The organism is Xylophilus sp. GOD-11R, from assembly GCF_033546935.1.
Taxonomy (GTDB): Bacteria; Pseudomonadota; Gammaproteobacteria; order Burkholderiales; family Burkholderiaceae_C; genus Xylophilus.
In genome coordinates this window covers 4,905,218-4,930,889 of record NZ_CP137854.1, presented here as the reverse complement: position 1 = coordinate 4,930,889, position 25,672 = coordinate 4,905,218, and the positions used below count along the sequence as shown (strand labels likewise).

The window sequence follows — 25,672 nt, the reverse complement described above, 5'->3', positions numbered from 1 at the left end:
GCGCGTCGGCCGTCAGCCCGCGGCCTTGGCGCCGGCCTCGGGCAGTTCGATCTTCACCTCGAGCACGTCGAAGTTGTCCTGGCGCTCCAGATTGACCTTGATGTCACGCGCGTCGATGGCGACGTATTTGCTGATCACCGCGACCAGTTCGCGCTGCAGCGCAGGCAGGTAGTCGGGACGAACCGCGCCCAGCCCGGTGCGCTCGTGCGCCAGGATGATCTGGAGCCGCTCCTTGGCCACGCTCGCAGACTTCTTCTTTTCCCCCAGCAGGAAGGACAGCAGGGACATCTTGCTTACCTCCCGAAGAGGCGCTTGAAGAGGCCCGGTTTCTGGGCTTCGGTGAAGCGCATCGGGCGCTCCTCGCCGAGGAAACGCGCGACCACGTCCTTGTAGGCCTCGGACACATCGCTGCCCTCGATGTGGATCGCCGGCGTGCCCTGGTTGGACGCCTGCAGCACCGTCTCGGATTCGGGCACCACGCCCATCAGCGGTATGCGCAGGATGTCCTGGATGTCCTGCAGCGAGAGCATCTGCCCGTCCTCCACCCGCGACGGGTTGTAGCGGGTGATGATGAGGTGTTCCTTGACCGGCTCTCCGCTCTCGATGGCGCGCTTGGTCTTGCTGCCGAGAATGCCGAGGATGCGGTCGGAGTCGCGCACCGAGGACACCTCGGGGTTGGTCACCACCAGAGCCTCGTCGGCGAAGTACATGGCCATCAGCGCACCGGTCTCGATGCCGGCGGGCGAGTCGCAGACGATGTAGTCGAAACCCATGTCGGCCAGGTCCTTGAGCACCTTCTCGACGCCTTCCTGGGTCAGCGATTCCTTGTCGCGCGTCTGCGAGGCCGCCAGCACGAAGAGGTTCTCGCACTGCTTGTCCTTGATCAGCGCCTGGTTCAGGTTGGCCTCGCCGTGGATCACGTTGATGAGGTCATACACCACCCGACGCTCGCAGCCCATGATCAGATCGAGGTTGCGCAGGCCGACGTCGAAGTCGATCACCGCTGTCTTGAAGCCCTTCAGCGCGAGGCCCGAGGCGAAGCTTGCGCTGGTCGTGGTCTTGCCCACGCCGCCCTTGCCGGAAGTCACCACGACGATCTTGGCCATGTTGTTGCTGTCCTTGAAATTTCGAAGAATGTTTGGAATGGGAGATGAGCAGGTGCGGCCGTGTCGCCTACTGCAGCGACTCGATCACGAGCTTCTCGCCGACCAGGCTGATCTTGGCCGCGCGGCCCTGGATCTCGGCCGGCAGCGGGGTTTCGGCGGTGCGGTAGATGCCGGCGATGGACACCAGCTCCGGCTGCATGCAGGTGGCGAAAATGCGCGCGGCGGTATTGCCGCGCGCGCCGGCGATGGCCTTGCCGCGCAGCGGCGCGTAGACGTGCACGTTGCCGTCGGCGATGACCTCGGCGCCGTTGCTCACCGCCGCCATCACGATCAGGTCGGCGTTGCGGGCATACACCTGCTGGCCCGAACGCAGCGGGCGCTCGATCACCATGGTGGGCAGGGCCGACGGTGCGGCCTGGGGCGGCGCGACGGGAGCCGGGGCCGGACGGGCGGCAGGAATGTCGGGCGCCTCGGTCAGGCCGGCGGCACGGGCGGCCTCGACCTGGTCGGCGCGGATGCCGCGCACACCCACCGGCAGCACCCGCAGGCGGCGCAGGGTGCGCACCAGCGCGGTGAAATCGACGTCGTGGCCGGCCGGCAGCTGGCCGAGGTCGATCAGGACCGGGTCCTGGTCGAAGAAGTCGGCCTGTTCGGCCAGGCGGCGCTCGACCTCCTGGACCAGGGCCTGCGGATCCGCCGTGCGCAACACGACCGAGATCAACGGCAGTGTGGCGCTCTTCAGGTCGAAGCTGGCGCGGGCGGCGGAACCGGTAGATGCGGCCATGGAGACAAGCGTTGTCAAAGTGCGCGAGTTTAGCGCGCGCTCCGAAGCCGTCCAGCGGCCGACAGGTACCGTCCGGCGATGTTCATGCGACCGCCACCTGGTTGCGCCCGCCGCGCTTGGCCGCATAGAGCGCCGCGTCGGCCCGTGCCAGCAGCAGCGAGATCGAGTCACCCGGCCGCACCTGGGTCACGCCGAGGCTGGCGGTGAGCTGCGTCGGCTCGCCGCCGATCTCCATCGGATGGGCCGCCAGCGCGGCGCGCAGGCGCTCGGCCACGGCGAGTGCGGCGTTCACGTCGGCGTCGGGCATGAGCAGGCAGAACTCCTCGCCGCCGATGCGCCCGGCGAGGTCTTGCGCGCGCGTCACCTCGTCGCAGATCGACGCCACCTCGCGCAGCGCCCGGTCGCCCGCGGCGTGGCCGTGGCGGTCGTTGATGCGCTTGAAGTGATCGACGTCGACCATCACCAGCGCCAGGGGCCGGCCGTGCAGCAGCGCGGCGGTCAGCTCCTCGTTGGCCATGCGCATGAAGTGGCCCCGGCCGGCCAGCCCGGTCAGGTCGTCGGTGGCCGCGGCACGCCGCAGGGCTTGTTCTTCCGACTTGCGCGCGGTGATGTCGACGATGGTGGTCAAGCGGGCGGGTTCGCCGTCGTAGACCACGGGAACGAGCGAGATCAGCGCCCACAGGTCGCGGCCGTGCGCATCGATCAGGTTGGCTTCGAAGTCGTGCACCAGGCCCTTGCGCCGGAAGGCGGACATCAGGCGGTCGCGCTCGGCGGGATGGCGGTACATGGTGCGTGGCGCGCGGCCGGTGAGGTCGGGCACGCTCATGCCGGCCATCGCAGCAGCGCGTTCGTTGGCGTAGACGAAGCTGTCGTCCGACACCCGCGACACCACCACCGGCAGCGGGATGTTGCGCAGGATCGTCAGGGTGCGCTCCTCGCTGGCGCGCAGTTCGCTGGTACGTTCGGCGACACGGCGCTCCAGGGTGTCGGCCAGGCCACGCACCTCGGCGTAGAGCCGGGCGTTCTCGAGCGCGCTCACCACGTTGCCCAGCAGCAGTTCCAGGAACTCGATGCGCTGCGGCGGAAACGCACCGCTGGCCGCGCCGTTCTCCAGGTAGAGCGCGCCGGTGACTACGCCCTGGCGCACCAGCGGCATGCACAGCAGCGAGCGCACGAGCCGGCGCTGCACGTAGGCCACGCGGTCCCAGGGGTGCTCGGCGCGGGCGTCGTCCGCGCGGATCGCCTGGCCGGTGGCCAGCACCGTGCGCAGGATCTCCAGCGGCAGGCGCTCGCCCGATTGCTCCAGCGACCGGGCTTCGGGCACCGGCGCACCCGACGCCGCGGCGCTGTCGGCCTGCAGCAGCCAGCCCTCGGTGCCGCGCAGCACCACCGCCACCCGCACGGCGCCCGCGTTCTCCCGCAGTACCTGCAGCAGCCGGTGCAGCAGGGGCGCGAAGGCGATCTCGGCGGTGATCGCCTGCACCGCCTTCATCAGCGCCCCAAGGTCGAGCGCGCGTACGGGCGTGCTCGGCACCGTCGGCGCCAGGCTGTCGGCGAAACGGCCGGTGACCGCTGCCGGTGCACCCCAGCGCAGCAGCACCGCACGCGCCTCGGCCTGTTCGGCGGGCTGGTCGAGCAGCAAGGCGCGCTGCTGGCGCACGATGGCCAGCAGCATCAGGTCGTCGGCATCGCGCACCGCCTCCAGGGCCGCGTCCAGCGACGCGCGCTTGAGGCCTTCGTCCGCGTCGGCGGCCGCCCGTTGCGCCACCAGGAGTTGCTGCAGCGGCAGCAACCGACCGCTGGCCACCAGCCAGGGCCGGAACCGTTCGATGGCGGCATTGACCTGCGCGCGCCAACCCTCCGGCGCCCGGCCTTCGCGCACCAGCGCGAGCCGCGCCGAGGCGGTGAAATAGATGCAGAAGGCGACCATGCCGAGTCCCCGCCCGGCCGAGAACAGCGCCGCGGCGGCCTCACCCGCCGCGACCGCCTCGGCATGTCGCCCGGACAGCGCATACAGGCAGCATTCGAAGACATGCACGAAGAGCGCGCCGGTCTGGTCCTTGCGGGCCGCGAAGCCTTCGAGGGCGGTGTCGCGGCGCCAGCCGTCGTGCTCCAGCGGGCGCGACACCAGGCGGGGCCGCTGCAGCGCGCGCACCGACTCGAACAGCACCTGCACATAGTCGTGCGCCACCGGCTGGCGCACCCGCCGCAGCGTGGCCAGGTGCTGCGCCAGCAAGGGCTCCACTTGCGACAGCGGCATGCCGCCAAGCAGCGCGTGGCTGCCGTGCAGCACCAGCGCCAGACCGGCGTGGCGCAGGTTGCCGTTTTCCAGGCCGTTGCGGTGCACCTCGATCCAGGCCGGCAGCGTGCTGCGCGGCGGCTCGATCCAGTGCTGCAGAAAAGCCCCGAAAGAGAAGCCCGCGTGCGCCTGCACCTGCTGCCAGCCATGGCGCTCGATCAGCCCCATCGACATGCGGCCGAGCGACCAGCCGAAACGGTAGTCGCCCAGCAGCTCGGCCACCAGCAGACCCATCACGGTGTAGGCCGACAAGGCCTGCGGCGCGTGGCCGTGGACCAGCATCAGCCGCATCTGCAGCACGGTCAGCAGCGGCAGCAGCGAGGGCCGCGCGATATAGGCGGCGGCCGTCATGCGCGCGATCACCGCCAGCTGCTGGTGCGGCAGGCTGGCCTGCATCACCGGCAGCTCGGCCAGCGCGGCGATGCCCACGGCTTCGATCTTGTCGCGTACTTCGGCGACCAGGCGCAGCACGTCGGCGGGTCCGGCCACGGCGGGCGGCTCCTGGTCGAGCAGGCGCAGCGCCTGCAGGCCGAGCTCGATGGTTTCGTCCAGGCGCCCCAGGCCGTACGAGGCCTCGACCCGCACGTCGAGCAGGCTCGCCCGCTCCGAGGGCTCCAGGGTTTCGTTGGACGCCCGCTCGATCAGCAGGCCCATCGCCTCGTCGTCGCCCTTGAGGCCGGCCATGCGGGCCGCGTGTACATGCAGCGCGAGCATGGCGGACCGATCGGTCTTCCAGGCCGACGGACCTGCCAGCGTCACGGCGCGCGCCGCATGGTCGGCGGCCAGATCGAAGGAAGCGCGGTCGCGCGCCACATACGAAAGCCGTTCGTTCCACGCCGCCAGCCGGGCGAGTTCGGCGCGGCCGTCGATGTCCTGCACGATCAGCGCGGCGCCGCGGTTGAGGTGGTTCACCACCGCGAAATCCGGCGCGTCGTCGGTCATGGTCGCGCCCAGCGTGCGGCCGATGCGCAGGTGCAGTGCCGCCCGGTGTTCGGGCGCGGTCAGCAGATAGGCGGCCTCCTGCACCCGGTCGTGAGCGAAGGCGAGCTCGACCTCGATGTCGGCGCGCTCGCGGGCGTCGAGCACGCCGATCCACTTGTAGCGCATGTCGGAAGGCGTCAGCACGCCGGCGGCCAGCGCCGGCTCCAGTCCACGCAGCACGGTGTCCTCGGATTCGCCACGCACCTGTGCCAGCGTGCGCAGCCGAAAACGCGCATCGAGGCAGGCGGCGATCGCCAGCAGCTCGCGGGTGCGCTCGGGCAATCGACCGAGCTGTTCGAGCATCAGCGAGACGACGTTATCGGCGATGCGTTCATGGCCGATGCGGGCCAGGTCCCAGCGCCAGGCCGGTCCGACCGGATCGCGCCAGATCTGGCGGCGCCGCTGCAGGTCCTGCAGGAAGCGGCCGAGAAAGAAAGGATTGCCGCCGGTCTTCGCATGGCAGAGCGCCGCCAGCTCCACGATGGCGTCGTCGTGCGCCGAACGCTGCAGCGTGTCGGCCAGCAAGGCGGTCACGTCGGCCAGGCGCAAGGGGCCGACCGACAAACGTATCGGCACGCGGCCGGCTTCGGTCCAGCCGGCGATGTCGCGCGCCAGCGGATGCTCCGGGCCCACCTCGTCGCTGCGCCAGGCGCCCACCATCAGCAGGTGCCGCAGCCCTTCGTCCAGAGCCAGCTCACGCAGCAGGCGGCGCGATACCCGGTCGGCCCACTGCAGGTCGTCGATGAACACCACCAGCGGTTGCGCCGCGCTCGACAGGGCCGCGAAGCAGCAGCGCATGGTGCGCAGGAAGCGGTTCTCGGCCTCCTGCGGACCCAGCGGTGGCGCCTCGCGCGGCGCCTGCTCCAGCAGCAGCGCCAGCTCCGGCACCGCCTCAATCGCCAGACCGGCGTTGGCTCCGAGCTGCGCCGCCAGGGCCTCGCGCCACGGCAGTTGCTGCGCGGCGCTGCCCGCCAGCAGCTGCCGCACGCGCTGGCGCAAAGCCTGCACGAAGGCCGCGCCGGGCGCCTGCTGGCCGAACTGGTTGAACTTGCCCTCCACCATCTCGCCGCGCCGGGCCAGCAACGCGCGCAGCACCTCGTGCACCAGCGCGGTCTTGCCGATGCCCGAAGTGCCGTCGATCAGCACCGCCTGGGCCGCGCCCGACGCCGCCGTCTCGAAGGCGGCCAGCAGCCGCAGCGTCTCGTCCGAACGGCCATAGAGCCGGGTCGACACCTGGAAACGCTGCGGCAGGTCGCCGGCAGCTGGCCGCCAGCCGTCCAGCGCTTCGGGCGTGCCCAGCTGCGCGCGCACATGCACCAGGTCGCGCCGCAGCGCCTCGTGGCTCTGGTAGCGCGACTCGGGCTGCTTGCTCAGCAGACGCTCGACGATGGCGCACAGCGCGACCGGCGTCTGCGGCCGCAGGGCGCGCAGGGAAGGCGGCGACAGCGCCAGGTGGGCATGCACCAGGGCGACCGGATCCTGGCCGGGAAAGGGCGGGGTGCCGGCCACCAGCGTGTGCAGCGTCGCGCCCAGTCCGTAGAAGTCGGCCCGGTAGTCGACGTCGGCGCTGGTGCGGCCGGTCTGCTCCGGTGCCATGCAGGCCAGCGTGCCTTCGAGCTCGTCGGGCGGCGCCAGTGTGGGCCGTTCGCTCGAAATCTCGGCCGAGATGCCGAAGTCGATCAGCTTGACCAGGCCGCGCTCCAGGTCGACAACCACGTTGCCCGGCGCCACGTCCTTGTGCAGGATGTCGTGGGCATGGACCTCGGCCAGCGCATCGGCCAGCGCGATGCCCACGGCCAGCACGTCGGCCAGCGGCAGCGGCCCGCCACGCAACAGATCGCGCAAGGCCACGGCACCGTCGTCGGGCATGGTGAGAAACAGAAAACCGCCCTGGCTGCCGAGCGTGTCGGCGCTCACGATGCGCGCGTGCCGCACCCGCCGCGAAAGCTCGTACTCGCGTCGAAAGCGGGCCACGTCGCCCACCGCCAGCGCCTCGTCGCGCAGGAACTTCACCACCAGTGTCCGCTCGCCCTGGCGGCAGCGCAGCACCGTGGAGCGTTCGCCGCGGTAGAGCACCTCGACCACGTCGAAGTCGCCCAGGCGGTCGCCGGCGACGGCGGTTTCAGGAATATCGACGGTTCGCAATGCCGGGGCCATCTTTCGATCATATGGTGGCCGACGTGGCGTCCCGGCGACGCGCTCCGCGCCCACCGCAAGCCCCGTCGCCGACGGCGGTCATGGACGGCGGGTTACAAAGCGCATCGACACCGACATCGCGCATCCCGAATCCGAAACCAGGAGGAACATCCCATGCTGCAATCCATCGATGCCCGCACCGGCCAGCCGTACGGCGAGCCCTGGCCCGAGTCCACGCCCGCGCAGATCGACGCCGCCGTCGCCCAGGCCGCCACGGCCGCCGACGCCTTCGCCGCCACCTCCGCCGCCGAACGCGCCGCGTTGCTGCGCGCCCTCGCCGACGCGGTGCAGGCCGCCCGTGCCGAGCTGGTGCCACTGGCCGATCGCGAAACCGGCTTGGGCCTGCCGCGCCTCGAAGGTGAACTCGACCGCACCACCTTCCAGCTGCGCGGGTTCGCCGACGTGCTGGAGGCCGGCGGCGCGCATCCCTTCCTGGACGAAGACACCGTGGCCGGCGCGCCGCCGGCCGGTCGTCCGCGCATGACCCGGGTGCGCATCCCGCTCGGGCCGGTGGCCATGTTCTCGGCCAGCAACTTCCCGTTCGCCTTCTCGGTGCTGGGCGGCGATACGGCGTCCGCGCTGGCCGCCGGCTGCCCGGTGGTGGTGAAGGCGCATCCGGCGCATCCGGGGCTGTCGCGCCAGGTAGCGGCCATCGCATCGAAGGTGGTCGCTGCCCAGGGCTTGCCCGAGGGCGTGTTCCGGTTCGTCGAAGGCGGCTCGATCGAGGTCGGCGTGCACCTGGTGCAGGCGCCGGCCATCGCGGCTGCCGCCTTCACCGGATCGTTCAAGGGCGGTGTCGCGCTGGCCAAGATCGCGGGTGAGCGGCCGCGGCCGATTCCCTTCTATGGCGAACTCGGCTCCATCAACCCGCTGGTCGCCCTGCCCGCCGCGCTGGAAAAGGACAGCGCTTCACTGGCGCAGTCCCTGGCTGGCTCCATCTGCCTCGGCTCGGGGCAGTTCTGCACCAGCCCCGGTGTGATCGTCGTCTGGAAGGACGCTGGCGGCGATGCCTTCGTCGCCGATCTGGCGGCCAAGCTGCAGGCCCTGGCACCGCACGCCATGCTGACCGGCGGCATCCGGGGCGCTTTCGACCGGGGCATCGCGGCCTGGCGCGGGCACGGCCAGCTGACCGTGCTGGTCGATGACGCCGAGGCGAGCGCTGCGGGCACGCCGCGGCCTTTTCTCGCCGAGGTGCAGGCGGGTGACTTCATCGCCGATCACCGGCTGCACGAAGAGGTGTTCGGGTCGGCTGCGCTGGTCGTGCGGGTTGGGTCTGCTGACGAAGTCGTTGCGTTGCTCAAGGCCATCGGGGGGACCTTGACGGCCACCTTGTGGGGTGTGCCCGCTGGGGTCGAGCTGCCGGACGAGGGGACGCTGGGAATCGTGCGGGCGGCTACGCAGGTGGCGGGGCGGGTGCTGTTTTCGGGTGTTCCCACGGGGGTGGCGGTGACTGCTGCGCAGCACCATGGAGGGCCTTATCCGTCCACTACTGCACCGTTCACTACCTCGGTTGGGTATGCGGCGATGGAGCGGTTTTTGCGGCCGTTGGCTTTGCAGGATGCGCCGGGGTGGTTGGTGGCTCGGGAAGGGGTGCCGGTTTGAGCTTGGCTTGCTCTTGCTCTTGCTCTTGCTCTTGCTCTTGCTCTTGCTGAGCTGGCTTTGCTTCTTTTCTTCTCTCTTCCGAGGGTGGAGCTGGGGGCTTGCGCGCCCCCAGACCCGCGGTAACTTTCTTTTGTTGGGACAAAAGAAAGCCCACCAAAGAAAAACCCTTGAAGACGAGCTCGAAGCTCGGTCGGGCCATTGCTTCGCTCGGCCTGGGGAATGTGCCTTCGAACGCTCTAACGGCAACAGTTTGGACAAGGGTTGATCCAGAGCCATGGCCCCGCTGCGCGGGTCGAGGCTGAGAGGGTAAGAACAGTTGACCGCACTGAGCACAGTGAGGGGGCCGCGTACGTCCAATCGCCATGCGCGTTGCTCGCATGGGCCGAGACCGCACTGGTGGGTCGAACGGGAGATTTAACGGGACCGCTAGCCGGCCGCGAAGCGGGCGCACGGACCACATCGACGAGCGAAGCGAATGCACGCGATTTGATCGCTCCGGCCGCACGACGGCGCGCATTGAGCGTGGCGATCGAATCAGCGCGGCCCCCTCACCGTGCTCAGTGCGGTCAACTGTTCTTACCCTCTCAGCCCCGACCCTGCGAAGCAGGGGCCAAGGCACTGGATCGACCCTTGTCCAAACTGTTGCCGCTAGAGCGTTCGAAGGCACATTCCCCAGGCCGAGCGAAGCAATGGCCCGACCGAGCTTCGAGCTCGTCTTCAAGGGTTTTTCTTTGGTGACTTTCTTTTGTCCCAACAAAAGAAAGTTACCGCGGGTCTGGGGGCGCGCAAGCCCCCAGCTCCACCCTACGAACAGTAGAAGAAAAGAAGCAAAGCCAGCTCAGCAAGAGCAAAGAACAAGCGCGATCCCACCCTTCATCGAAGGAACGACCGACAGCCCATCAAAGCCGCCCATCGAACTCCACAAGACTCTCCACCAACCCCCGAAGATCAGCCTGCAAAGCATCAAACCCCGGCTGCAAAACAGCAAACGAAGCCTCGTCCATATAGAGCTTCCGATTGATCTCCACCTGAATGCTGTGCCGCCCTTCGGCAGGCCGCCCGAACCGCCGCACCAGCTCCACCCCCTTGTAGGGATGGTTGTAATCCACGCTATATCCACGCCCCCGCAGAAACTCGCAGATCCGCAGCGACAACCGCGGATCAGCCGTTGTCCCATCGCGGTCGCCGATCACGAAATCGGCATGCGCCAGCCCCGGAAAATCGGTCGCATGGCTGCCCGCGATGGCCGGCATCGAATGGCAGTTGATATGCACCGAGAACCCGTGCCGCCGGTGCGCCGCCTCGATCGCCGCCCCCACTGCCGCGTAGTAAGGCTTCCAGCACCGCTCGATGCGGCCCCGCACCTCGTCCACCGACAGCGCGCGGTCGTAGATCGGCCGGCCGTCGTCGGTGAACTTCCAGATCAGCCCCTTGCCCAGCCGCACCTTCGACAGCACCTTTGGATCGGTCGCGACCGGATCCGGCCACGGCGCGTCGAGCAAGCCGGTGTCGAGCTCCAGCGTGTCGCGATTGGCGTCGAGATAACTGCGCGGGAACAGCGCTTCGACCCAGGCCACGCCCATGCCCGGTGCGAAGGCGTAGAGCTTCTCGACATGGGTGTCCTCGGCGGTGCGCAGGATCGCCATGTCGCAGCACGAGCGGAAGTCCGCCGGGTAGAAGGTGCCGCTGTGCGGCGAGTCCAGCACCAGCGGCGTGCTGCCGGCGACGCTGGCCACCATGGCGGCCGGCGCACCGGCACCATCGGTGCCGGGCTCGGCCTGGTGATGGCGTTCGTGGATCAGTTTCAGGGCTGTGTGCATAGGCTAATCAAGGGTGGCCAGGCTCAGTCGAGCTTGATCTTCGCGTAGGCCGCGACCTTTTCCATCTTGGCGATCTCGGACGTGATCTGCTTGGAGAACGCGGCCGGGCTAGTGCCGGACGGATATAGGCCCTGGCCGGCCAGGCGCTGGGCCACGGCGGGTTCGGCCAGCGCCTGGGCGACGGCTTGCTGAATGCGCAGCACCACCGGTGCGGGCGTGCCGGCCGGTGCCACCAGGCCGAACCAGGAAGGGTCGTTCAGGTTCTTGTAGCCGAGCTCGCCGTACGTCGGCACGTCCGGCAGGGCTTCCAGGCGCTCGTTCCACGACACGGCCAAAGCCTTGAGCTTGCCCTGCTTCACGTAAGGCAGCGAGGACGCGACCTGGTCGAAATACACCGCGACCTGGCCGGCCAGCACGTCGTTGAGCGCCGGGCCCGCACCGCGGTAGGGGATGTGGACCATCGAGGTGCCGGTGGCGCTCTTGAACAGCTCGCCCCACATGTGGCCGATGGTGCCGTTGCCAGGGGTGGCGTAGGAGACCTTGCCGGGGTTGGACTTGAGGTACTTCACCAGGTCGGCGAAGTTGTGGACCATCGGCAGTTCCTGCGGATTGATCACGATGACGCCGGGCGCCTTGACCAGCTCGGTCACGCCGACGGTGTCCTTGATCGGGTCGTAGGGCAGCTTGGCGAACACGGCGGGGTTCACGCCATGGGTCGACAGCGTGGCGACGGCCAGCGTCAGGCCGTCGGGTGCGGAGCGCGCCAGCTCGGCCATGCCGATGGAGCCGCCCGCGCCGGCGCGGTTGTCGATGACCACCGGCTGGCCCAGGATGCGCTGCAGCGGCTCCTGCAGCACGCGGCCGCTGATGTCGGTGGCGCCGCCCGGCGGGAAGGGAACGATCAGGCGGATCGGCTTGCCGGCTTGCGCCCAGGACATTCCCGGAACGACAGAAGCGGCGGCCAGGGCGGAGAGAAGAAATCGACGTTGCATGACGCACCTTTCAGGGGATTCGAAGCGGCCCGGGAGGCCTCGGGGTGAAGATTAAAGCGTTTGACGCTTTTTCCAAGCAACACCTGTACCTGATAACATTCCAATCAGGAATGATTTCAGTGCCTGCCAAGCCGTGTCGCTACGACGTCTCCAACCACCTCTGCAACTGTTGCGCGCCTTCTCCACCGTGGTGCGTTTCGGTGGCGTGTCGCGCGCGGCCGAGGCCTTGCACCTCACCCAGAGCGCGGTCAGCAAGCAGGTGCAGGAGCTCGAACGCTGGGTGGGCGTGGCGCTGTTCGAACGCACCCGCAAGCGGCTGGCGCTGACGCCTGCCGGCGAGCGCTACGAGCAGGCGGTGCGCGCCTTGCTGGCGCAACTGGAGGCTGCGACGCTGGAGCTCATCACCAGCGGCGACGAAGGTGGGGCGCTGCACCTGTCGACCCTGCCGACCTTCGGTGCCAAGTGGCTGATTCCGCGCCTGCCGGCCTTCCAGCAGAGCGAGCCGCAGGTCACCCTGCATTTCGTACCGTTCGTGCACGGCTACGACTTCCAGCGGCCCGAACTCGACTGCTCCATCCTCTTCGGCGACGGTCACTGGCCCGGCGCGCGCTCCCACTACCTGGCCGGCCAGGACGTGGCGCTGATCGCGCCCAAGGCCGGCCTCGGCGAAGGCCCGGTGCGTTCGGTGCGCGATGTGGCCCGCTGCACGCTGCTGCGCCACGTCACCGTGCCGGACGCGTGGCAGCGCTGGGGCGAGACCCACGGCGTGACTGGCTTCGACCCGCTCGCGGGGCCGCAGTTCGACCAGTTTCAGACCATGATCCGCGCGGTCACGGTGGGCATGGGCGTGGCGCTGGTGCCTCGCTGTTTGGTGCAGGACGAGATCAGCGCGGGTGTCGTCGACGAGCCGCTGGCCGACGGCGGCTACCGCAGCACGCTGGGCTATTGGTTCTGCTATCCCGAGGCACGTGCGCGGCTCGGGCCGCTGGTGCGCTTCCGCTCGTGGCTGCTGCCGCTGGCCGAAGGCGCGCCGACACCGGTCACACCAACGGCGCCCGCGTCGGCGGGCTGAAGCGGATCGAAAAACGCGCACCGGGCGGCTGGCGCCCGGGATGGGCGTCTTCCACTGTCACCTCCGCGCCGTGCAGCGCGGCGATCTCCAGCACGATCGGCAGGCCCAGGCCCGAGCCGTCCACGCCGCTGCCGAGCACCCGGTAGAAGGGCTGGAAGACCCGTTCGCGTTCCGCCTCCGCAATGCCCGGCCCGGAGTCCTCGACCTGCAGCACGGCGAAGCCGGTCAGCGGGTCCAGCAGCAGCCGCACCGTAATGACGCCGGGCTCCGTCTCGCTCGACGGCGTGTAGGCGATGGCGTTGTCGACCAGGTTGCGCAGCATCTCGGCGACGAGCGTCGGGTTGCCCGGCACCACCGCGCCGGCCAGGCCGGCGGGCGGGCCGTCGTAGCCGAGGTCGATGCGTTTCTCGAGCGCGCGCGGCACCGAGTTCTGCACCACCTCGATGGTGATCAGCGCCAGGTCGCACGGATGCTTGGGAAACGCCGCCTTGCCCGCCACTTCGGCCCGGGCCAGCGCCAGCAGCTGGTTGACGGTGTGGGTCGCATGCTTGCTGGCGCGCCCGATCTGCTGCAGCGACCGCTTGAGTTCCTCGGTGCTGGTGCCCTCGCGCTGGGCCAGGTCGGCCTGCATGCGCAGCCCGGCCAGCGGGGTCTTGAGCTGGTGTGCGGCGTCGGCCAGAAAGCGCTTCTGCGTGGCCACCGATTCCTGCAGCCGGCCCAGCAGGCCGTTGACCGAGGTGACCAGCGGGGCGACCTCCAGCGGCACGGTGCGGTCGTCGAGCGGGCTCAGGTCTTCGGGCCGTCGTGCGCGGATGCGGCGCTCCAGCTCCGACAGCGGCTTGAGCCCGCGCGCCAGCGCCAGCCACACCAGCAGCACCGCCAGCGGCAGGATGGCGAACTGCGGCAGCATCACGCCCTTGATGATTTCGGTGGCCAGCACCGAGCGTTTGCTGCGGGTCTCGGCCACCTGCACCAACACCTGCACCTGCGGCGCGCCGGCCTGCGGCGGCGTGAAGCGCACCCAGGTCGAGGCCACGCGCAGCGACAGGCCACGCAGCTCGGCGTCGCGCAGGCGTACTTCGCCGGTGGGCGGCGGTCGGCTGTCCTCGGTGCTCGGCGGCAAGGCCAGGTCGCGCTCGCCGGAGAGCACCTCGCCGTCGCCGTTTCGCACCTGGTAGTAGATGGTGTCGGCGTCGTCGGCGCGCAGCAGCTCGCCGGCGGGCTGCGGCAGGTTGAGCTGCACCCGGCCCTCGTGCAGGCTCACCAGCTGGGCAAGGGCCTGCACGTTGTATTCGAGCGCGCGGTCGAAGGGCTTGTCGGCCAGGCCCTGGGCGACCAGCCAGGTCAGCGCCAGGCTCACGGGCCAGAGCAGCAGCAGCGGGGTGAGCATCCAGTCGAGGATCTCGCCAAAGAGCGACCGCTGTTGTCTTTGAAATATCAAACTCGCCCCCAGGCTTGCCCACTGCGTGCGGCCACCTTCCCCCTGCCGGGGGCGGCCCTGGCGGCCCGGCAGCCCGGGCTCGCCCCCAGGCTTGCCCACTGCGTGTGGCCGCCTTCCCCCTGCCGGGGGCAGCCCTGGCGGCCCGGCAAAGCCGGTTCCGCGGGGCCCTCCAGCGCGCCGGCGCGCTGCGCGGCGACGAGCTTGCAAGCGTGGTGATCAGCCAGGGATTTTTTCAAGGCAGTAGCCGAGGCCGCGGACGGTGGCAATGCGGATCGGGCCATGCTCGATCTTCTTGCGCAGCCGGTGGATGTAGACCTCGATGGCGTTGTTGCTCACCTCCTCGCCCCATTCGCACAGGCGCTCGACCAGCTGGTCCTTGCTGACGAGCCGGCCGGCGCGCTGCAGCAGCACTTCGAGCAGGCCGAGTTCGCGGGCGGAGAGCTCGATCATCTTGCCGTCGATCGACGCCACGCGGCCGGCCTGGTCGTACACCAGCGGGCCGTGCTTGATGCTGCTGGTGGTGCCGCCCATGCCGCGCCGGGTCAGGGCACGCACGCGGGCCTCCAGCTCCTGCAGCGAGAAGGGCTTGGCCATGTAGTCGTCGGCGCCGAAGTCCAGGCCCTTGACGCGTTCTTCCACACCGTCGGCGGCGGTCAGCACCAGCACCGGCAGGCTCGCGCCGCGTGCCCGCAGGCGCTTCAACACATCCAGGCCGTGCAGCCGGGGCAGGCCGAGGTCGAGGATGAGCAGGTCGAACTCGTCGTGCGCGAGCAGCGCGGCGTCGGCCTCGGTGCCGCTGGCCACATGGTCGACGGCGGCGCCGGACGCGCGCAGGGAACGCAGCAGGCCGTCGGCGAGTACCTGGTCATCTTCGGCTATCAGGATGCGCATGGTCTCCTCCGTGTTCTCGTGACCGTGCCGCGATGCTATGCCGCCGGGTCGCACCGCGCGATGGCGAAAGCCCTCAGTTCGGGGGCCGTTTCGGCCCGGCCGACGACGTGGCGGCGGCGGCCGGCGTGGCAGTCGGCCGGCCCATGATGCGCGCCAGCGTGCCGTCGGCCCGCAGCGATTCGAAAGCCGCGCCCGCACGCGCGGCCACGTCCTTGGGCGTGGCGGCGCTCAAGGCCATGTAGAGGCCGAAACGCAGGTCGTCCAGCGGTGCCAGCCGGGTCAGGCCGGTGCAGTCCGGACGGGCGTCCTGGCACAGGGTGGCGGCTTCCAGTTCGGTCATCGGCACCAGGTCGACTTGCCGGTGCAGCAGCGTGCGCAGGTTTTCCATCGGCTGCGACGACACCACCAGCCGGGTGAAGCCCTGGCGTTGCAGGTACTGGTGGCGCACGTCGTCGCGCACCACCCCGATGGTGCGGGTGCGGGCGTCGTCGAGCTGCAGCACGTCGAGGTCGCCGCGATCGGGCAGCGCGTAGAGAAAGTAGCGGATGCGCAGCACCTCGCCCACCCAATGGAACTGGCTCTCGCGCTCGGCCGTGCGGGCGATGAGGTAGATGAGCACATTGGGCTCGCGCAGCGCCAGGTCCTGCGCGCGGGCCCAGGGGTAGATGTCGATGCGGTAGTCGGTGAGGCCGGCGCGCTGCAGGGTCTGCTCCACTACCTCGGTGGCGCGGCCGGCGACGCGCCCGTTCTGGCGAAACGACTGCGGCGTGTTCTCGGTGACGACGGTGATGGCCTGTGCGTCGGCCGGCGTGGCGACCGTCGTGCAGCAGCAGGCGAGCAGCCAGGCGAGGGTGATCGCGGTCGTGCTTTTCATGGGGCTTCCTTCTGCGGCACGGGGGCGGCGACGGCGCGGTCACGACCTTCGTTCTTGGCACGGTAGAGCGCCTGGTCGGCGCGGCGGAACAGGGCGTCGAAGTTCGCGTCGTGCTCGTGGTCGAGCGTGGCCAGGCCCATGCTCAGCGTGACGTGGGTCGACACCTCCGAGCCCGCATGCGCAACCGCCAGCGCCGCCATGGTCGAGCGCAGCCGGGCGGCCAGCGCGGCACCGGCTTCGGCATCGTTGCCCGGCAGCAGGATCGCGAACTCCTCGCCGCCGATGCGCGCCACCAGTTCGCCGCCGCGCTGCGCCACGGCCTGCAGGGCGCCGGCCACCGCCTGCAGGCAGGCGTCGCCGCCGCCGTGGCCGTAGGTGTCGTTGTAGCGCTTGAAATAGTCGATGTCGCAGAGCAGCAGCGTCAGCGAATGGCCGGCGCGGCGCGCGCGCTGGTATTCGGCCTGCTTGACCTGGTCGAAGCTGCGGCGGTTGGCCAGCCCGGTGAGCGAGTCGGTGCGCGACAGCGCCATCAGCTGCATGTTGGCTTCTTCCAGCTCGGCAGTGCGTTCCTGCACCAGCTCGGAAAGCCGGTCGCGGTGCGCGGCCAGTTCCTGCTCGAAGCGCTGTTGCCGCTCCAGGTAGTCCGACAGGTTGTTCTGCAACTGGTTGACGCCGGTCACCAGCAGGGCGAGTTCGTCGTCGTCGCGCTCGGGGCGATGCAGCTTCAGCGGTCGGCTCAGCGTGAGCGGCGTGAGATAGGCCAGGTGCCGTGCGATGCGCCGCACATGCACCGTGACCAGCCGGTGGAACAGCGCCATCACCAGGCTGGCCAGCAGCAGCGACAGCAAGGCCTGCCGCACGAAAATGCCCAGCAGCTCGTCGCGCAACTGCTGCCAGAGCTGGGCTTCGTCGCCTGCGATGCGCAGCTCGCCCACCACGTCGGCCCGGCCCGGAAACGGCTCGTAGAGCAGCGGCAGCTGCTGCACCGGCGCCACCGTGGACGGCTTCCAGCCGGCACGTACCCGTTCGAAGACCTGTGGCGGGCCGACCGGCAGCCGCACCGAGATGCGCACCTGCCCGACCGAGGGCGCCTGCGAGAGGATGGTGGCGTAGGTGCCGATCTGCTCGCGGTCCAGGTCCCAGGCGGCTTTGGCCAGGGCGCTGCCGTACATGCGGCCGATGAGGCTCAGGTCGGCTTCCATCGCCGCCTTGCCGGCGCGCCAGGCCGACCAGGTCTGAAAGGTGGCCGCGGCCAGCGTGAACAGCAGGCAGAAACCCAGCGTGGCCAGCATCAGCCGGCTGCCGAGCGAGCCGGGGCGCCAACGCGCCGGCTTCATCGCCCGACTCCCGAGATTGCGAGTTCCATCGTCCGGTCCTGCCTGCGTGCCAGCCTGCGGCACGGGCGGAGGGTAACCGGGTGACGGAAGTCCGTCAGCTTTGGGCATATGCCTCCAGCCCCAGCGCCACCACCGCCGCCACGTCGGCGCCCACGCTGTCGCGAAATTCCGCCTCGGCCCGGGCGACCGCGCGTCGGAACGCGTCGAGCCACGCATGCCCCACGGGCGTGAAGCACACCAGCCGGGCGCGGGCGTCGCGCGGATCGGGCTCGCGCCGCACCAGGCCCCAGGCTTCGCACTGGTCGACCAGCGCGCCCATCGACTGCTTGCTCATGCCGGCGGCCTCGGCCAGGTCGGTGAGGCGCGAGCCGCCGATCGCCAGGTGCCGCGTGATGTGGATGTGCGCGGCGCTCACCTGCGAGCGCGCCGCGAGGTTGGACAGCGCCAGCGGCACTTCCACGTCGTGCGCCATCAGCGCCAGCACGCGCGCGTCGAACAGCCGCATGGCGTGGCCGAGCAGGCGGCCGAGATGCACTTCGCGCCAGCCGTCGTCGAGGGTGGTGGGACTGCTGTCGTCGGTCATGGGGTTGCGGATTGCTCGGTCGATCGGATGGTGGCGGGCGACGCCGGCAGCACCAGCGTGAAGCGGGTGACGCCCCCGGCCGAAAGCAGTTCGATGTCGCCGCCGTGCGCCCGGGCGATGGCGCGGGTGATGGCCAGGCCCAGGCCTGCGCCGTCGAGGTCGACGCGCACGCGGGACTTGTCGCCGCGCACGAAGCGGTCGAACAGCGTGGGCTGCAGCGCGGCCGGGATGTCCTGGCCGGGATTTTCCACGGCGATGCGCACGCCCGCCGGATCCGTGTCCAGGCGCAACTCGATCGTGCCACCGGCCGGCGTGTAGCGCAGGGCGTTGGAAAGCAGGTTGCCGAGCGCGCGGCGCAGCATCAGCCGGTCACCGACGAGGGCGGCCTCGCCCTGCAGCCGTAGCCCGACGCCACGGGCTTCGGCCAGCGCCTCGTAGAAATCGAAGAGCGACGCCACCTCGTCGGCCAGCACCACCGGCTCGCGGCTCGCCAGGGTGGTGCCCTGCTCCACCTGCGCCAGGTAGAGCATGTCCGACACCATGCGCGCCAGCCGCTGCAGCTCCTCCGCATTGCTCGCCAGGATCTCTTCGTACTGCGCCGCGCCGCGGGGTTGCGATAGCGCGACCTGCGTCTGCGTCATCAGGTTGGTGAGCGGCGTGCGCAGTTCGTGCGCGAGGTCGGACGAGAACTCCGACAGGCGGCCGAAGTCGTCCTGCAGCCGCCCGAGCATGGCGTTGAGGTTGCGCGCCAGTTCGCGCATCTCGACAGGCGCGGTGTCGACCGGCATGCGCGCGTCGAGCCGGCGGGCGTTGACCGCATCGGCGCGCGAGGCAATGGCCCGCAGCGGCTTCAGGCCGCTGCGCGCGGCCCACCAGCCGAGCAGTCCGCTGAACAACGCGGCGAGCACGCCGTAGAAGCCCAAGGTGCGCCGGAAGCCGTGCTGGAAGTGTTCGTGCATCGCGGTGTCGGTGGCCACCAGTGCGCGCAGGGCGCCGGGGCCGTCGCCGATGCGGGCCTGCAGCGCACGCAGTTGCCGGCCGTCCTGCTGCCAGGCCTGCGCGCCTTCGGCATCGGGATGCGGTGCTTGCAGCGTGATGCCGGGCGACGCGTAGAGCAGCCGGCCGTCGGCGTCGCGCACCAGAGCCAGCAGGCCGGCGTGGTCGCCCAGCGCGGCCGCCAGCCGGGCGGCCGGCGGGCCCTGCGGATGCTCCGCCGCGATGCGCCGCAGCAGCTCGACCTTGTCTTCGAGCAGCACGTAATCCTCCTCGACGAAATGCGCCTCCACCGCGCGGTCGATCAGCAGCGCCAGGCCCAGCAGCACCCCGGCCGACACCAGCGAGAACAGCACCGTCAGCCGGGCGGTGAGCGACAGCCGGCGGATCATGCCGGCGGCTCCACGGCCTCGTCGGGCGCTTCCAGCACATAGCCCATGCCGCGCACGGTGCGGATCAGGCGCGGCTCGAAGCCGTCGTCGATCTTGGAACGCAACCGGCGGATCGCCACGTCGATCACGTTGGTGTCGCTGTCGAAATTGATGTCCCAGACCTGCGAGGCGATGAGCGAGCGCGGCAGTACCTCGCCCTGGCGGCGCGCCAGCAGTTCGAGCAGCGCGAATTCCTTCGGAGTGAGCGTGATGCGCCGGCCGGCACGCACCGCGCGGCGGCGCGTGGTGTCGAGCACCAGGTCGGCCACCGCGATGCGGTCGTCGGCCGCAGGCGCCGCTCGGCGCCGCAGCAGGGTGCGCACGCGGGCCAGCAGTTCGGCGAAGGCAAAGGGTTTGACCAGGTAGTCGTCGGCGCCGAGTTCCAGCCCCTTCACCCGGTCGGCCACGCTGTCGCGGGCGGTGAGGAACAGCACCGGCGCCGTCACCTGGCGCTGCCGCAGCGCCTGCAGGATGCGCCAGCCGTCCAGGTCCGGCAGCATCACGTCGAGCACGATCAGGTCGTAGGGCTCGGCCAGGGCGAGCTGGCAGCCGTCGAGGCCGTTGGTGGCCAGGTCGACCACGAAGCCGGCCTCGGTCAGGCCCTGGCGCAGGTAGTCGCCGGTCTTGCTTTCGTCTTCGACAACCAGGAGTTTCATGAATGGTCCGTGTGGACCCGTGATTTTCCCCCGTGGTGGCTGACTGCCAGCGGACCCGGACATGACAGCATCGTCATGTTCGGGTCATGCGGCTGTTCGACGGCAGCGCCTAGGCTCGGCGGGCATTGGTGCAAATTCATCGAAGAAGTCGTCGAAAAAGGAATCCATGGAGTTCGAGTCCAACGGCCGCCTGCTGCTGCCGCGCAGGCGCTTCGTGCAGGGTCTGGCCGCCGGCGGCCTGCTGGCCGGCTGGACGGCCGCCTCGGGCGGTGCCGAGGCCGGCCCGCGCCTGGGCACGCCGCCGGTGCTGCGCGGCACCGAGTTCGATCTGGTGATCGCCGAGCAAACGATCGTCATCGACGGCGTGGCGTCCATCGCGACCACCGTCAACGGGTCGCTGCCCGGCCCCACGCTGCGTTTGCGCGAAGGCGACACGGTCACCATCCGCGTCACCAACCGGCTGCGCGAGCCGACCTCGATCCACTGGCACGGCCTGCTGCTGCCCTACGACATGGACGGCGTGCCGGGCATCAGCTTCGACGGCATCGCGCCGGGCGCCACCTTCACCTACCGCTTTCCGGTGCGCCAGGCGGGCAGCTACTGGTACCACTCGCATTCCGGCTTTCAGGAAGTGCGCGGCCTGTACGGCAGCATCGTCATCGACCCGGCGCGACCCGCATCGCTCGCCGAAGACCGCGACTACACCGTGCTGCTGTCGGACTGGAGCGACGAGGATCCGATGCGCATCATGGCCAAGCTGAAGACGCAGAGCGACTACTACAACTACCAGCAGCCGACGGTGCAGGACTTCGCCCGCGACGTGGCCCGCGAGGGCTGGAAGGCCGCGCTCGACCGCCGCCGCATGTGGAACCGCATGCGCATGAGCCCGACCGACCTGGCCGACCTGTCGTCGGCCACGCTGCGTTATCTCTGCAACGGCATGACGCCCGAGGCCAACTGGACCGGCCTCTTCCAGCGCGGCGAACGGGTGCGGCTGCGCCTGGTCAACGGCTCGGGCAACACCTTCTACGACGTGCGCATGCCGGGCGTTCCGCTGCGGGTGGTGCAGGTCGACGGCCAGGAGATCGAGCCGGTGACGGTCGACGAATTCCGCTTCGGCCCCGGCGAGACCTGCGACGTCGTCGTGCAGCCGACCGATGATGCCGCCACCCTCTTCGCCCAGACCATGGACCGCACCGGCTTCGCCCGCGCCACGCTGGCGGTCCGCGAGGGCCTGACGGCGCCCGTGCCGAAACCCGATCCGGTGCAGTGGCTCGGCATGGCCGACATGATGGGCGGCATGGGCCACGGCATGCAGGGCATGCGGCCGATGCAGTCCATGGACCACGCCGGCCACGCCTTGCCGGCCGCCGATGCGCTGGCGGTGCCGGGCAGCCGGGTGCGCCATGCGCGCACCGAATATGGCCCGTCCACCGACATGCGGGTCGACCAGCCCCGCACCGGCCTCGACGACCCCGGCATCGGCCTGCGTGACAACGGCCGCCGCGTGCTTACCCTGGACGACATGCGGACCCTGGGCGGCCCGCTCGACGCACGCGGCCCGGGCCGCGAGATCGAGTTGCATCTCACCGGCAACATGGAGCGCTACACCTGGTCGATCGACGGACTGGAATACGGCAAGTCGACGCCGGTGCACTTCGCGCACGGCGAGCGGCTGCGGGTGATCCTGCACAACGACACCATGATGACCCACCCGATGCACCTGCACGGCATGTGGAGCGAGGTGGAAACGCCCGAGGGCGACTTCCAGGTGCGCCGCCACACGGTGCCGGTGCAGCCGGCGCAGCGGCTGTCCTTTCTGGTCACCGCCGACGCTCCGGGCCGCTGGGCCTGGCATTGCCATCTGCTGATGCACATGGAAGCCGGCATGTTCCGCGAGGCACTGGTCGCATGAGGCGCGCGATGCATCGCTACCTCGCCGGCCTGGGCCTCGTGCTGACCTGTGCCATTTCTGTCCAGGCCCAGCCGGCCATGCCCGCCATGGACCACGACGCCATGGACATGCAGGGCGGCGTCGCGCCCGCCGACGCGCGGGATCCCGACGCGTGGTCCGGCGGCTACCGCCGCGGCGTCGGCCCCTACGCGCTGGGCCACGGCCACCACGGCATGGGCCTGCACGCCATGGCCGACGAGCGCCTGTTCGCCGGCGTGCTGGTCGACCGGCTGGAGCGCGCCGGCCACGACGGCACGCATGTCGAAGGCCGCGCCTGGATCGGCAATGCCTACGACAAGGCGATGCTCAAGGCCGAGAGCGGCATCGAGCGCGGACGCATCGACGATGCCCGCACCGAACTGCTCTGGAGCCACGCCGTCGCCACGTATTGGGACACCCAGATCGGCCTGCGCCACGACGACGGCGCCGGCAGGCCCGCGCGCGACTGGCTGGCGATCGGCATCCAGGGCCTGGCGCCGTACTGGTTCGAGCTGGAGGCCACCGCGTACGTCGGCGAGGGTGGGCGCACCGCGCTGCGGCTGGCCGGCGAATACGAACTGCTGATCACCCAGCGGCTGATCCTGCAGCCACGCGTGGAAGCGCAGTTCCAGGGCCGTGCCGACCCGGCGACGGGCGTCGGCAGCGGGCTGACGACGGGCGCGCTGGGCATGCGGCTGCGGTACGAGTTCAGCCGGCAGTTCGCGCCCTATGTCGGCGTGGAGCGCTCCGGCGCCTTCGGCGACACGGCCGACCTGTCGCACAACGCCGGGCACCCGTCGGTCCGCACCCGCTGGGTCGCGGGACTGCGGCTATGGTTCTAGGTTCACGACGATTTCAATGCAGGAGTAAAAACTCATCATGCGCATCCGACGTTTGCTCTCCACAACGTTGGCGACCGGTCTGCTGATCGGCGCCGGCGCGGCCTTCGCGGCACCGAATCTGGTGTCCTCCACTCCTGCCGACAAAGCCGAAGCGGCACCGGCCACGCCGATCGAACTGCATTTCTCCGACCGCCTCGTCGCGCGCTCGTCGGCAGCGCAATTGGTCATGACCTCGATGCCCGGCATGGCCGACCATCCGCCCATGGGCATGGCGGTGACGGTGTCGGCGAGCGACGATCCGAAGGTGATGAAGATCGTGCCGGAGCAGCCCTTGCCGCGCGGCAGCTACCGGGTCGACTGGAGGGCGGTGTCGGCCGACAGGCAGTCGGCCAAGGGCAGCATCAGCTTCACGGTGAAGTGACGCCGCCCGGGCTCAGGCGGTGGCCGACGCCGGCTGCTTGAGCTCGATCTCCACGAAGACGAACTCGCCTTCTCCCGGGTTGATGACGTTGTGCTCCACGCCCACCGGGCGCGCGTACGCCACGCCGGTGGTGAGCTGCGAGGTCACCGGGCCGTCGGCGGTCTCGAGCAGCAGCGAGCCGGTGGTCTGCGGCACCACCACGTAGTACATGCCGTGGCGGTGCCAGCCGGTTTCGCCGCCGGGCGGAAAGCGCCATTCGGTCACCTTGACCTGCTCGTTGTCGATCTGCACGGTGGGAATGGCTTGCGGGCGGCTCATGGGCTGGTCGTGGGTTTGGCGAGGGCGGCCGCGTGTTCTTCGCTGGCCAGAAAACGCAGGGCCGCGGCGGTCGACGCCGGATAGCCCTGCTCGGTGTTGCGGATGTGCGATGCCAGCAGGCCGTTGAGGCGCGGCAGGGCATGGAAGGGCACGGCCGGATAGGCGTGGTGCTCGACGTGGAAAGGCATGTTCCAGGCAAAGAAGCGCACGGCCGCGTTGGTGTAGGTGGTACGGGTGTTCTCCAGCATGTCGGCGCTGTAAGCGCAGCCGGTGTGTTCGGACAGCAGGTAGGGCCGCAGCAGCCATTGCCCCACCGCCACCGGCAGCAGCCACAGCCACACGACCGCCAGCGATTGCGTGGCGAGCGAGGCGCCTAGAACGATCGCGTAGCCCGCCAGATAGAAGCGGGCCTCGCGGGCGATCAGGCCGCGCTTGGCTTCGGGCACCCAACGCTCGCGCACGATGCCGCGCAGGCCGTGTAGGGAGAGCATGCGCACCCGCGAGATCCAGGTCGGAATGCCGGTCCAGTACCAGGCCAGCGCGGGGCCCGCGGGCGGCGGCGGCACGGAGAGTTCCGGGTCGCGCGCCGGGTCCTGGGTGTAGCGGTGGTGGTCCCAGTGAAAGGCGCGGTAGTACTCGTAGGGCAGCAGGATCGCGAAGCCGGCCAGATGCCCCATGGCGTAGTTGAACGCCCGGGTGCGAAAGGCGGTCTGGTGCGCCGTTTCGTGCAGCACGTTGAACAGGAAGGCGATGAACCAGCCCTGCAGCAGCGTCGCCGGCACCATCCACCAGCTGCCGCGCGCCTGCCAGATCAGCGCCCCGCCGAGCACGATGGCGCCCAGGTGGCCGGCCGCCTGCAGCAGGCCGGGGCGATCGGACTTGACCGACAGCGGCAGCAGCTCGGCCGCCTTCAGGCGGAAAGCATCGGGTTGGGGCATGCGAGCAGTTCCTTGACGTGGGTTTCGATGAAGGTCCGGTCTTCGGCCGAGTTGAGCGGATTGCCCGCGCGGTGGCCCCACACCGAGGGGATGGGCTTGAGCTCCGCGTTGCGCAGGTGTTCCATCTCGGCGCGGTTGTCGTCGACCTGGAAGTACAGATCGTGGTCGCCGGGCATCAGCAGGGTGCGGGCGCGGATCGCGGACAGGGCCTTGGGCAGGTCGCCGCCGTAGAGCGCGTTGGCGCTGATGTCGCCGTGCTTCCACGTCCAGAACTGGGCCATCAGGTCGGCCGGGTCGCGCCGTGCGAAGGTGGTTTCCCAGGCGGTCACCAGGTAGTCCTCCAGCGAGGACGCGCCGAGCTCGCGCCACATCTCGCGGCGGTAGAAGGTCTGCGACAGCGCCCAGCCGGCATAGACCCGGCCCATGGCCCGAAAGCCCCGTACCGGGCGTTCGGTGAACACGCCGTCGCGAAAGCCGGGGTCGGCCGTCAGCGCATGGCCGGCGCTTTCGATGAACACCTGGTTGTGCGGCGCGCAACGGGCCGATCCGCACAGCACCGCGATGCGCTCGACCGCATCGGGAAACAGCGCGGCCCAGTGGTAGGCCTGCATGCCGCCCATCGACCAGCCGTAGACCAGCGCGACCCGCTCGATGCCCCACAGCTCGGCCAGCATGCGCTTTTGCACCTGCACCGCGTCGAAGTAGGTAACGTTCGGATAGCGGGTGCCGACGTCCGGCCAGGGCGTGTTCGACGGCGAGCTCGACAGGCCGTTGCCGAACAGGTTGATCATCACGATGAAGTACTTCGACGGATCGAGTGCGCCGCCTTCGCGCACCATGAACTGGATGTCGGTGTGCTGCGCCGCGTAGGAGCTGGGGTAGACGATGACGTTGGACTTGTCCGCATTGAGCTGGCCGAAGGTCTTGTAGGCCAGCTGCATGTGGCGGAAGGTGCGGCCGGACTGCAGCACCACGTGGCCGGCGTCGAAGCGCTGGTAGTCGGGCGTGGTGGCAGCGGCGGCGGAGGGAGCAACAGGCACGTTCATGGGCGGGTTCTATCCCCGTTTCGGGGCGTTGTTATCAATAACTATACTTTTAGTACAGAAATATGTCCGGACTCGCAACATGCATGCCAGTCGCCATGGTCGAATAGGCCCGATGA

General features: G+C 69.8%; 21 protein-coding genes. 5 read left to right on the top strand and 16 right to left on the bottom strand.

Annotation, left to right across the window (positions count from 1 at the left end; translation table 11 throughout):
- Nucleotides 1–12: 12 nt before the first annotated feature.
- The 4 genes from minE to R9X41_RS22765 form a co-directional block, all read right to left on the bottom strand.
- The gene (minE, locus tag R9X41_RS22780) at nucleotides 13–288 is read right to left on the bottom strand and encodes a cell division topological specificity factor MinE (protein WP_318632708.1); all 276 of its coding nucleotides are present in this window, start codon (nucleotides 286–288) and stop codon (nucleotides 13–15) included.
- 5 nt (nucleotides 289–293) lie between these two features.
- The gene (gene minD / locus R9X41_RS22775; RefSeq protein ID WP_318632707.1) at nucleotides 294–1,106 is read right to left on the bottom strand and encodes a septum site-determining protein MinD; all 813 of its coding nucleotides are present in this window, start codon (nucleotides 1,104–1,106) and stop codon (nucleotides 294–296) included.
- A gap of 67 nt (nucleotides 1,107–1,173) precedes the next feature.
- A complete protein-coding gene (minC, locus tag R9X41_RS22770) occupies nucleotides 1,174–1,890 on the bottom strand; it encodes a septum site-determining protein MinC (RefSeq protein WP_318632706.1) in 717 nt (238 codons plus the stop codon).
- An 82-nt stretch (nucleotides 1,891–1,972) separates the two neighbouring features.
- On the bottom strand, nucleotides 1,973–7,327 hold the full coding sequence (locus tag R9X41_RS22765; RefSeq protein WP_318632705.1) for a diguanylate cyclase: 5,355 nt from the start codon (nucleotides 7,325–7,327) through the stop codon (nucleotides 1,973–1,975).
- A gap of 153 nt (nucleotides 7,328–7,480) precedes the next feature.
- On the opposite strand from R9X41_RS22765, the gene R9X41_RS22760 reads away from it, so the two are divergent.
- Nucleotides 7,481–8,968: an aldehyde dehydrogenase (NADP(+)) gene (locus R9X41_RS22760; protein ID WP_318632704.1), complete on the top strand. Its 1,488-nt coding sequence runs from the start codon at nucleotides 7,481–7,483 to the stop codon at nucleotides 8,966–8,968.
- Nucleotides 8,969–9,867: 899 nt separating this feature from the next.
- Here R9X41_RS22760 and R9X41_RS22755 read toward each other — a convergent pair.
- Entirely contained in the window at nucleotides 9,868–10,788 is a 921-nt protein-coding gene (locus tag R9X41_RS22755) for an N-formylglutamate amidohydrolase (protein WP_318632703.1), read from the bottom strand.
- Between the two features lie 23 nt (nucleotides 10,789–10,811).
- Nucleotides 10,812–11,780, bottom strand: a complete 969-nt coding sequence (locus R9X41_RS22750) for a Bug family tripartite tricarboxylate transporter substrate binding protein (RefSeq protein ID WP_318632702.1) — start codon at nucleotides 11,778–11,780, stop codon at nucleotides 10,812–10,814.
- 133 nt (nucleotides 11,781–11,913) lie between these two features.
- Between R9X41_RS22750 and R9X41_RS22745 the strand changes: the two genes are divergently transcribed.
- Nucleotides 11,914–12,852, top strand: coding sequence for a LysR substrate-binding domain-containing protein (locus R9X41_RS22745; protein WP_318632701.1), 939 nt, complete (start codon nucleotides 11,914–11,916; stop codon nucleotides 12,850–12,852).
- Here the strand turns inward: R9X41_RS22745 and R9X41_RS22740 are convergent.
- The 7 genes from R9X41_RS22740 to R9X41_RS22710 form a co-directional block, all read right to left on the bottom strand.
- Nucleotides 12,821–14,242 (bottom strand): sensor histidine kinase, encoded by a 1,422-nt coding sequence (locus tag R9X41_RS22740; protein WP_318632700.1) that lies wholly within the window; start codon nucleotides 14,240–14,242, stop codon nucleotides 12,821–12,823. The two genes, R9X41_RS22745 and R9X41_RS22740, sit on opposite strands and share 32 nt — an antisense overlap.
- A 267-nt stretch (nucleotides 14,243–14,509) precedes the next feature.
- Entirely contained in the window at nucleotides 14,510–15,184 is a 675-nt protein-coding gene (locus tag R9X41_RS22735; RefSeq protein WP_318632699.1) for a response regulator, read from the bottom strand.
- A gap of 73 nt (nucleotides 15,185–15,257) precedes the next feature.
- A complete protein-coding gene (locus R9X41_RS22730) occupies nucleotides 15,258–16,058 on the bottom strand; it encodes a substrate-binding periplasmic protein (protein ID WP_318632698.1) in 801 nt (266 codons plus the stop codon).
- Nucleotides 16,055–17,395: a GGDEF domain-containing protein gene (locus R9X41_RS22725; protein ID WP_318632697.1), complete on the bottom strand. Its 1,341-nt coding sequence runs from the start codon at nucleotides 17,393–17,395 to the stop codon at nucleotides 16,055–16,057. The genes R9X41_RS22730 and R9X41_RS22725 overlap by 4 nt, the downstream gene beginning before the upstream one ends.
- A 94-nt stretch (nucleotides 17,396–17,489) precedes the next feature.
- A complete protein-coding gene (locus R9X41_RS22720) occupies nucleotides 17,490–17,978 on the bottom strand; it encodes a MarR family winged helix-turn-helix transcriptional regulator (RefSeq protein WP_318632696.1) in 489 nt (162 codons plus the stop codon).
- Complete coding sequence (locus tag R9X41_RS22715; RefSeq protein WP_318632695.1) at nucleotides 17,975–19,363, bottom strand: heavy metal sensor histidine kinase; 1,389 nt, start codon at nucleotides 19,361–19,363, stop codon at nucleotides 17,975–17,977. The genes R9X41_RS22720 and R9X41_RS22715 overlap by 4 nt, the downstream gene beginning before the upstream one ends.
- A complete protein-coding gene (locus tag R9X41_RS22710) occupies nucleotides 19,360–20,058 on the bottom strand; it encodes a heavy metal response regulator transcription factor (protein WP_318632694.1) in 699 nt (232 codons plus the stop codon). Before R9X41_RS22710 ends, R9X41_RS22715 begins: the two co-directional genes overlap by 4 nt.
- Nucleotides 20,059–20,224: 166 nt before the next feature.
- On the opposite strand from R9X41_RS22710, the gene R9X41_RS22705 reads away from it, so the two are divergent.
- Genes R9X41_RS22705 through R9X41_RS22695 form a run of 3 tightly spaced genes read left to right on the top strand, consistent with a single transcriptional unit; the run spans nucleotide 20,225 to nucleotide 23,254 of the window.
- Nucleotides 20,225–21,973 carry a copper resistance system multicopper oxidase gene (locus R9X41_RS22705; protein ID WP_318632693.1) on the top strand — a complete coding sequence of 583 codons (1,749 nt, stop codon included), beginning with the start codon at nucleotides 20,225–20,227 and terminating at the stop codon, nucleotides 21,971–21,973.
- 8 nt (nucleotides 21,974–21,981) lie between these two features.
- Nucleotides 21,982–22,833, top strand: coding sequence for a copper resistance protein B (locus R9X41_RS22700; protein WP_318632692.1), 852 nt, complete (start codon nucleotides 21,982–21,984; stop codon nucleotides 22,831–22,833).
- 37 nt (nucleotides 22,834–22,870) lie between these two features.
- Nucleotides 22,871–23,254 carry a copper resistance protein CopC gene (locus R9X41_RS22695; protein ID WP_318632691.1) on the top strand — a complete coding sequence of 128 codons (384 nt, stop codon included), beginning with the start codon at nucleotides 22,871–22,873 and terminating at the stop codon, nucleotides 23,252–23,254.
- 12 nt (nucleotides 23,255–23,266) lie between these two features.
- On the opposite strand, the gene R9X41_RS22690 is transcribed toward R9X41_RS22695, so the two are convergent.
- From R9X41_RS22690 to R9X41_RS22680, 3 genes are read right to left on the bottom strand one after another with little or no spacing between them, the layout of a single operon-like run.
- Nucleotides 23,267–23,572 carry a cupin domain-containing protein gene (locus R9X41_RS22690; RefSeq protein ID WP_318632690.1) on the bottom strand — a complete coding sequence of 102 codons (306 nt, stop codon included), beginning with the start codon at nucleotides 23,570–23,572 and terminating at the stop codon, nucleotides 23,267–23,269.
- Complete coding sequence (locus tag R9X41_RS22685; RefSeq protein WP_318632689.1) at nucleotides 23,569–24,510, bottom strand: fatty acid desaturase; 942 nt, start codon at nucleotides 24,508–24,510, stop codon at nucleotides 23,569–23,571. Before R9X41_RS22685 ends, R9X41_RS22690 begins: the two co-directional genes overlap by 4 nt.
- Nucleotides 24,483–25,556: an alpha/beta fold hydrolase gene (locus tag R9X41_RS22680; protein ID WP_318632688.1), complete on the bottom strand. Its 1,074-nt coding sequence runs from the start codon at nucleotides 25,554–25,556 to the stop codon at nucleotides 24,483–24,485. Before R9X41_RS22680 ends, R9X41_RS22685 begins: the two co-directional genes overlap by 28 nt.
- Between the last annotated feature and the right edge of the window lie 116 nt (nucleotides 25,557–25,672).